4 protein-coding genes are annotated in these 9,456 nt (G+C 32.8%); 1 reads left to right on the top strand and 3 read right to left on the bottom strand.

Annotated elements, in window-relative coordinates; all coding sequences use genetic code 11:
* Nucleotides 1–718 precede the first annotated feature (718 nt).
* Nucleotides 719–1,600, bottom strand: coding sequence for an AraC family transcriptional regulator (locus tag ACFOUY_RS19245; protein ID WP_378962897.1), 882 nt, complete (start codon nt 1,598–1,600; stop codon nt 719–721).
* Between the two features lie 310 nt (nt 1,601–1,910).
* Here ACFOUY_RS19245 and ACFOUY_RS19240 point away from each other — a divergent pair, with 310 nt between their 5' ends.
* The gene (locus ACFOUY_RS19240; RefSeq protein ID WP_378962896.1) at nt 1,911–6,104 is read left to right on the top strand and encodes a two-component regulator propeller domain-containing protein; all 4,194 of its coding nucleotides are present in this window, start codon (nt 1,911–1,913) and stop codon (nt 6,102–6,104) included.
* Between the two features lie 62 nt (nt 6,105–6,166).
* Here the strand turns inward: ACFOUY_RS19240 and ACFOUY_RS19235 are convergent, their stop codons facing one another.
* Nucleotides 6,167–7,630, bottom strand: a complete 1,464-nt coding sequence (locus ACFOUY_RS19235; RefSeq protein WP_378962895.1) for a right-handed parallel beta-helix repeat-containing protein — start codon at nt 7,628–7,630, stop codon at nt 6,167–6,169.
* 492 nt (nt 7,631–8,122) lie between these two features.
* Nucleotides 8,123–9,439 (bottom strand): polysaccharide pyruvyl transferase family protein, encoded by a 1,317-nt coding sequence (locus ACFOUY_RS19230; protein WP_378962894.1) that lies wholly within the window; start codon nt 9,437–9,439, stop codon nt 8,123–8,125.
* Between the last annotated feature and the right edge of the window lie 17 nt (nt 9,440–9,456).

Here is a 9,456-nt window from a genome sequence, read left to right as displayed (position 1 = left end):
GCCACTTCGCTATGGTGATCTTTTAATCAGTTCCTTGATTGGGTTTCTATCCGTGTTATGGTTTGAAATAGTGAAATTGAGGAACAGAGTCGTAGGTGAAAAATCTATACAAATAATGCTGTGTTCAGGTAGATAAACCAGCATGGATTGCCCCTGTTCAACAAGAAATAAATTTTTTGTAAATTATTGGTTCCCCAATGTTCGTGATTTGAGGGAAGGGATGAATTGAATTGGTTTGTCCATATTGTTATGGAAATAATGAAGATTCAGAGTTAAATGGATAAACCAATTAATTTGACCCCCGTTGTACCAGTTTTAAAATATCTGTAAGCCGATAAATATTAGGACGCTCTGAAAAAAAAAGGTAAAAAGTATCGATCGATAGTGGTTTATTCGTCTAGCATCTATACCACAATTCTAGGAGTGTGGTATAGATGTTTTTTATCCCGTGTTGAAATCTCAAATGGCAGATAGAGCGGATAAAGAGTTAGTAAGCTGGTTGGAATAAAAATTCTAGAAAGATAAGTGTTGGTATCCCCCTGAGTACTTTCAAAACTTACTATATACCTATCTTGGTGGCGAAGAAATGTTCCAGATTTCTCGGTCATTAGAAGGTTTTATCTAGCTTAAGACCAATGTTGCTACCAACTGCTATATCATGTTTTTTGATAGTTTGTAACGGTTTTATTGCTGTTTGCATTGAGCCAAAACTCAGGCTTTAATTTGTTTTTCTTAAGTTTGCATACTTCAAGCGGTATTCTGTTGGACTGATATTTTTTAAGCTCCTAAATCTTCTATTGAAATAAGATATGTTTTCATAACCACAAGCATAACCTATTTCTGCAACGCTTAGAGATGTTTCTAATAATTTTTTACCAGCAATACCAATCCTAATTTCATTCAAACTCTCTGAAATTGTTTTTTTGGTAGCATTCTTGTAAAATCTACAAAGTGCACTTTTGTTCATGCATGCATAACCGGCAATATCATCAAGTAAAATATTGTTGTCGTAATTTTGATTCAAAAATTTTTGTATAATGGTTATTTTGTCTCTCGAATCCGATTGTTCAAAAGATCTAAAATAGTGTTCTGAAGATAGCATATCATAATCGCTGTCTGAGATGATACAAAGTACATCGATTAAGTTTGTAATTTGGCTCCAGCCTTGGTTTTGAACAATATTTAATAATTTATCTTCTAATCTATTGGCTATGTGTGCTTTAACTGATATTCCTCTCGAGGAGTTTTTTAATAAATTTTTAACGTTGGACATTTCGGGCAAATCAAAAAAATCTTTTCCTAAAAAGTCATTTTCAAATTTAATGCTCAGAGCTTTTGGTTTATTAGCCAAACCTGCAACATACTTATCTTCTGTTTCCCAATAATGGGGTAGATTTGGGCCAACTAAAATGAGATCTTTAGTCTTAATGTCCTCAACGCTATCACCTAAATATCTTTTCCCCTTATTCTCTAATGAAAATATAATTTCATAATCATTGTGATAGTGCGAGTGATCAAAATTGTGAGGTTTTGCAGATAGTTCACACGAAATGGATCTTTCAAAAGATTGAATATTGTTAGCTAAGAATTTTGGTTTCATTACAAAGGATTTATGTTTTGGTTAGTTAAATAAAGGTCTGTTTTCGATTAGAAACCAATTAGCTTATTTGTTCTTAAATGTTGCTTAATTATACTTAAATAGCTTTAATTACGGCATTTTAATCACAAATACTTAGCTTGGGTGTAATGTGTTTTAAGTAATTAAATTCAATAAATTGATTTGATATACCGGTTTTAAATTTGGTAGTTGAGCTATTTGTTAATAGGATTTCTTTGTTTAAGCACGTAATAACTTTATCTTTAATGAAAAGAAGACCACTATCAATTTTTTGATATCTGACCAAAGAAACATGAATGAGAAACCTTTAAAAGTGGACTGTAAAAATTTTTCAAAACTTTTAATTAAGTTATCTTTTCTAGCCTTAATCTCTTTTGTTGGTTTTCAGCAATGCTTAGCTCAATATACTGAGATAAGTTTTACTCATATAGGACGGGAGCAAGGTTTGATCAATAATACTACTAGAACTATTTTTCAAGATACGAGAGGTTTTATGTGGTTTGGAACCTCCAGTGGTTTAAATAGGTATGACGGATACCGTTTTTACGATTATCTGAAAGGAAAAGATAAGTCAAAAAGTTTGAACAGTAATACCATTAATAAATTTTTTGAAGACAAGAAAAAAAGATTGTGGATAGCGACAGCTAATGGACTGAGTTTGTATCAGCCAGATAAAGATCAATTTAAAACTTTTACTAATTCAAAGATATTTGGCAATTCAAGTGCAGATTTCATTAATGATTTACAAGAAGACAATTCAGGCAATATTTTGTTAGGAACTGCAACAGGTTTGGTGAAATTTAATCCAACCAATGGGCAATTTTTTATTAATAAAAACAGATTTCAGTCAACAAAAAAAAATGTAGCTACTGCGATTATTTGTTTTTATTCTTACAGTCCTGATTTGTTAATGATAGGAACCGAACGATCGGGCCTAGAACTTTTTGATACCAAATTGAATAAGTATATTTCTTTTGGAAAAAAAAATGATCAGCTTAATCGATTAAATGGAACCAAGATTGTCCAAATCTGTAAGGATCTGCAAGGAAATATTTGGATAGCAACATACGGAAAAGGTGTTTTTGTTTTTAATCCAAAACTAAACACTTTAAAGAATTTTAAGCTAAACAAAAGCCCAATAAGTTTATCAGGTGATGATGTTCTAAGTGTTTTATGCGATCATAAAGGTAATGTTTGGATAGGAATAGAAAACGGAGGCTTAAATTTATGGCAACCTAAAACCGAAAGTTTTATTCGTTACCAAAATGATTTACGCAAATCTTCATCCCTTTCTCAAAAAACAGTAATTTATGTTTATGAAGATAGACAAGACAATATTTGGGTAGCCGCACAAAAAGGTGGGTTGAATATTTACTCGCCAAATTCATCAATATTTAAAACTTACATCTCTGAAACTTGGGAAGGTGCATTATCATACAAAGATGTTAAGGCTTTTTATGAACTTCCTAGTGGTGAAATATTAATTGGAACTGATGGCGGTGGACTTAATCTATGGAATAGAAAGGCTGACAAATTCGAGCATTTCCGTCATAATCCAGATGTTAATTCCAGTATAAGCTCGGATTATGTGATATCGATTTCAAGAGATAAAAAAGGTAGGATTTGGATTGGGACGTGGGGTGGTGGATTAAATCAATTTGACATTTCTACCGGGAAGTTCATTAGGTATTCCGTCTGTCAATCTAATTCAAAAAATTTAGATGCCAACAAAATAATGAGCATCCATCCAGATGAAAATGGTTTAATATGGATAGCTACATACGGAGGAGGTTTAAATTTATTTGATCCTGAAAATGGAACTTTTAAAAGGATTACTGCCTCGGCAGATGGTAAAACATCATTTACAGCAAAAATGATATTGACAACTTATGAAGATAAAGAACGTAATTTATGGTTTGGTGCGGAAGATAGTGGGATAAGTTATTTAGAAGCTGACCGGTCTGATTTTAATATTTTGCCAGTTTACGATATACATACATTATTTAATGACAGTAAAAATAGATTGTGGGGAGGGAAAACGGGACTTTATCTTTGTGAGCAAAAAGAAAATAAATTTATCCAGTTTAAAACCAGCACTGTAATTGATCATTTAAAAATTCACAGTATTGAAGAAGATAATAGTGGGAATTTATGGATTAGTACCTTAAGTGGATTATTTCAATACAATCCGGATACAAAGTTTTTTAAAAGCTACAAAAAAGAAAATGGACTGCAAGGTTTAGAGTTTAACTTAAATTCGAGCCTAAAAACAAAATCGGGAGATTTGATTTTTGGTGGTACTCAAGGCTTCAATGTACTTTATGCAGGTAAATCAAAAACAAAAGATTTTAGCTACCCAGTTTATATTACTGATTTACAGATTTTTAATAAAAGTATTGAGGCTAACCCTAAAAGTAAAATACTAAAGCGAAATATTACCTACGCGAAAGAGATTGTGCTAGATTATGATCAATCTGTTTTTTCATTAGATTATGCTGCTTTAAATTATGCAACTGCATCAAGCACTCAATATGCATATTTTTTAGAAGGTTTTGATAAAAATTGGAACAATGTAGGAAGTCAGCGGAAAGCAATTTATACTAATCTTGATCCGGGAAGATACAAGTTTTACGTGAAGGCTAGAACAGTTGATGGTTTTTGGAATTCGATGCCAACTTCAATCATCATTGTTATTGAACCAGCTTTTTGGATGACTTGGTGGTTTAAAACAATAGTAATCTTATTAACGCTTGCTGTAATTTTCTCTATTTTATATTATCGAAGGAAGAAAGAATTAGAATTGTTCCATAACCAAAAACGAGTTGAACTGCAACAGTTACAACTTCAGTTTTTTATCAATATTTCTCATGAGTTTAGAACGCCCCTTTCTTTAATTCTTGGAACGTTAGAGCAAATACTTAAACAGGATATCGGTTCAATTTTTACAAGGCACTATCAAACTATAAACCGAAATGCATATCGTCTTTTAAACTTGATAAGTGAATTAATGGACTTTAGAAAAGCAGAAACTAATGTACTAAAACTGAAAATTATGCAGGCTAATTTCGGCTTGTTTCTGGAAGAGATTAATGAAGACTTCGAAGAATTAGCGATAATGAATGATATTGACTTTAAAATTAGTAAGCCAAATTTGGGTAATGTTTATTTTGATAGGCAAGTGGTAGAAAAAATTGTATTAAATCTGTTAAATAATGCTTTTAAATTTACACCCAAAGATGGTTCAATTCGGGTGACTATATTAGAATCTTTAGAAACATTTAAACCAGATTACAAGGAAGGATATTTAGAGATTTTAAATGATTACAAAGGTAAATCATATCTACATTTATCCATAAGCGATACAGGTGTAGGTATTTCGAAGAACAATTTACAACATATGTTTGAACCTTATTACAGGTTTTCAGATCACTTAGCTGGTACTGGAATTGGTTTAGCTTTTGTTAAAAGCTTAACATTTTTACACAAAGGAAGCATTAGGGTGTATAGTGAGCATAAAAAGGGTACACAGATTATCATTTCTATGCCGTGTGCTAAAGAAGATTTTAGCTTGCAAGAATTAGAAGATAAACAAGCATATGCTAACGGAGCAAGATTAGAAAGCATTATTTTAAATGATTTTTCAGTTATAAATGAACCTGGAATTCCAAATAACACAACTGCAAACAAACCATTGAAAAGAAAAGAAACTATCCTTATTGTAGAAGATAACGTTGAGTTAAGATTATACCTTAAAGAAGTTTTAGAATCATATTATACAATTTATGAGGCAAAAAATGGAGCTGAGGGAACTGAGATTGTCAAAAATCACTCGCTTTCGCTCATTATTAGCGATCTAATGATGCCGATTATGGATGGGGTTGAGTTTTGCAAAATAATTAAGGATGATTTTGAGACTAGCCACATTCCATTTATTCTATTAACTGCAAAATACGGTCTTGAATCAAGCATTGAAGGATTAGAATCCGGAGCAGATTATTATTTCTCAAAGCCAGTTAGTGCCGACTTATTATTGCTGACTATAAAAAACCTATTTAAGCAAAGGTATAAGCTCAAAGAACGGTATTTAAAAGATTACCAGGTACAAGCACATGATTTGGTTCATTCTAGTAAAGACAAAGCTTTTCTTAATCAATTAATAAGTATAATTGAAGAGAAATTAGAAGATCCGGAATTAAATATAGATTATATTATTAAAAAACTTGGCACTAGTAAAACACCTCTATCAAAAAAAATAAAAGGTGTAACAGGGCAAAGTATGATTGAATTCATCAGAAGCTTTCGGCTAAAAAAGGCGATGGAGATTATGACAAATGAGGATGTATTGATCTCTGAGGTTATTTATAGAGTGGGTATTTTATCACAATCTTATTTTTCTAATATTTTTAAAAAGGAATTTGGTATAACACCTTCCCAGTTTCAACAGCAGTTAGATAAGAATAGAAAAGATAAGCTGCTAAACATATAAATTTAATTAAGCAAGCAATATAGCCTGGAAGGCTATTATTATCGATAGATAAGCATTATCAATTAAAATTCGAAGGCGCCCATATCCCAATTATTTGTTCCTTTAGATTTACCGTTAAAATCGGTTGTAAAAAGCGGTATTGAAGAAGAAGGAAGAGTAACTACAACACCTTTATTAATAGCTGGTGAAGTTGATTTTAGAGTGAAATTGTTATTTGTAAAATCATTAAATAGTGGATCTGCTTGAAGATCTACAGTGGTGAGATTGCTGGTTGAAAAATTATTTACGCCACCTGCAAATCCCGGTTTAAAATCAAAGTAAAGGTTGCTGCTGATTACATGTGGAGCAGCAATGTTATGGAAAATTGAAAATCTATAATTGCTGGTTTTATTATAGAAAATATTGTTCTTAATCTGAATATTTGCGTTGAGTGCATTTTGGCTAAAATTGGAAATGTCTCCTGCAAAACCTGCTGAGCCATTATTTATTAATGTGTTGTTAATGATATAGATATCGCTATATCTACCATTACCAATGCTTTGAAAGAGAACACCGGAATTGGTATTGTTAAAAAGCACATTGTTGTAAATATAAATTTCTCTAATATGGCCACCAAGTTCACCGGCAACTGATATGCCGCCACCACACCTGAAAACCCTGTTGTTAAAAACCCTTATGTTTCTTGTATCTCCAAAACTTCCCGAGGAGGCATCCATGTAAATGCCAACTCTAGCAAGGTCATGACAATAATTGTTAGAAATTTCTCCATCAAAACAGCTGCCCTTCGGGTCAATACCTTCACCACCTTCTCCAACTAAAGCAACATCATAAATTTCATTAAGGCTTACCTTAAAATTGCTCGTTCTGCCAAGTGTGATGCACTCTTGTGTACCGTTTCCGACAGCGTCACGTGTTTGCACCTGACAAGCCTTCTTAATGTTGTTTCTTAAAATATTCACATAAGTAGACTGTGCAATATGAATACCTGATGCGCCAGTATTTTCAGTGTAGCAGCTGTCATAAGTAATGTTGTTTGAAGTAATTGCACTGAATCCATACCATGATGCATTTTGAGATTTTAATCCTTTTATAGTAACATGATCAACTGTGTTTAAACGAAATAAACTTTCAAAGCGATTACCTGAATTTTGGCCATCGATTATTACGGCCTCCCCTGGCTTATTTCTGAAAAGAGTAGGTTTTGCTAGTGTACCACTAACAGTGGAGTTTAATACAACTTTCTCAATGTAGATCCCCCCAGAAATCATTACAGTATCACCGCCTGTAATGGAATTTGCCGCTTTTTGAATTGTTTTCCATGGTGTTGTAGGGTTTTTTGCTTGAGTAAGGGTATTGTTATCGTTGCCATTGACTGCTACATAAAAAGTTCGTGAATAGGCAGATGGATTTGCGACAACAGGAGATGTTACAACAGGTGGTTCAATTATAGTGCTATCGTCTTTTTTGCAGCCGTAAATCGAAAACAAATATAGAAGAACAAAAATTACGGGGTAAATCTTTTTCATTTAAGTTTATTTATTACTTGTATTTTGAGTTTGAATTCGCAACCCAACAGGAATATTTCTGGCTCATCTTGAATGAAGAAATCAATTGGTGGTTCAACTGAGGTTTAGTTTTATCAAAAATAATAAAATCAAGAGATGGACATTACACTTCATTTTGCAGAAATACATACCATATTGACAAACACAATTCCTGAATAATTATTAGATGTTTGATTTTAGATTTAAATTTTTCTAAAGGATTGAGTTTATGGATTGAGCATTTTTTATGATGGGTTATCGTTATAATCCAATTCATTTAAAATTTCATAGATAATTGATGATTATCATAGACCTGCTATTTTTAAGTTTTTATCTGCCAGAGCAGATGCTTGTTGTATTCTTTTCAATCTTGTTTCTTTGGTTTTGTTAGATGGGCTTTCTGGAAAAAATACAGTTGGATTGTCTTAAAAGAAGATTGCGGATACAAAGCGTTTTTAAAATTATCGTCACCAATTAAATCGCATCTAATGGTCTGCTTATCAACTCAAATTCTTTCATTGCTTTCTTATGCAGGAGTTTTGTCAATTTCATTGCTGTTTTTGCTTTAGCCTGGGCTTGCTTTGGTTGACTCGCCATGGTTAAAACTGTTGGAACAAAACGATTAACATCTTCAGTTTTATCGAAATCAAAAAGCCATTCACCCAAACCAATATCTTGCCACATAATACCTTTGCTACTCTGTTCTTCCCAACGACAAACAATAGCTGGAATACCGAATGCAATACACATGATAGGACTGTGCATCTCATTACCAAATAAACCTGCAGATTTTTTATACACACTTATGGCTTCATCGGTAAGCCAATGCCTGTTAAGAAAAACCACTCTAGGTTTTACATCTTCTGGCAATAAATCAAAAAGCCATTCTTTACCGATAATTTGTTCTGTTTCATCCTCATTACAAATCAAAATTTTATGTTCGGTATTTCGGATAACAGCAGTAATTGCTTCTCTCAAAGGGTGATGATCATTTTCCTTCATCTGTTCATTTCGGGTATTTTTTTGTGCATCAAATGGTTTGTTCTTATGCTTGTGCAACCAAACAGGAGTATATCTGTGGTGTGGTATACAGCATAAAAACTTACCTTCTTCCAAATTATTATCCTCTAAAAATTGATTTGCTTTTACGTCATCAGTAACATCTATCGAAAAAACTGCATCTGGAACAAATTTAATAATGGGAGATTTTACCCCCGCTGCTACAACTTTTTGCAGCGAAACAGAATCTCTTAGATATACAAATTCGGCCTTACTTAAAGTTGTTGTTTCTGGTGTGCCCCATAATCCATAGGTTACACCAAAAACACCAAAAGGCTTGCCTGTCATTTTTTTAAAAGTATCCAAATTTTCCCATGCAATGGTGCCAGGGCCAGAATTATGCAATAAAAAATCTGTAGTATTTATTGCTTCTTGAAGCTCTGAACTAGATGCCTTTCCATCTTTATCATATGTTCCCTCTACTATTTTAACGTTGGGAAAACGCTTTTTAATCATCTCAACTTCATCGGTTGGCAGATAATTGTACCAAGGCCAAAAGGTAACCGTGGCACTCGGGATATACTTTTGTATCAAAGCCATCATTGCTGGGGTATGAGCAATGTCTCCAATATTTTCTGATTGCCAGCCAGACCTTAATAAGATATTTCTTGGTTTTTTTGAGGAGTTTTCTCCGTCCAAATTCTCAATTAATACTTTAGAAAATACTTCGTTCACAACAAAAGTTGTAGCGGTAGATAATGCTGATATTCTTATGAATTTTCTTCTATCCATTTGTTGGTGATTTCTAA

This window comes from Pedobacter jamesrossensis (assembly GCF_042650905.1).
Classification (GTDB): Bacteria; Bacteroidota; Bacteroidia; order Sphingobacteriales; family Sphingobacteriaceae; genus Pedobacter; species Pedobacter jamesrossensis.
Note: the sequence above shows the minus strand (reverse complement) of the source record. Positions and strands in the feature narration are given on the sequence as shown.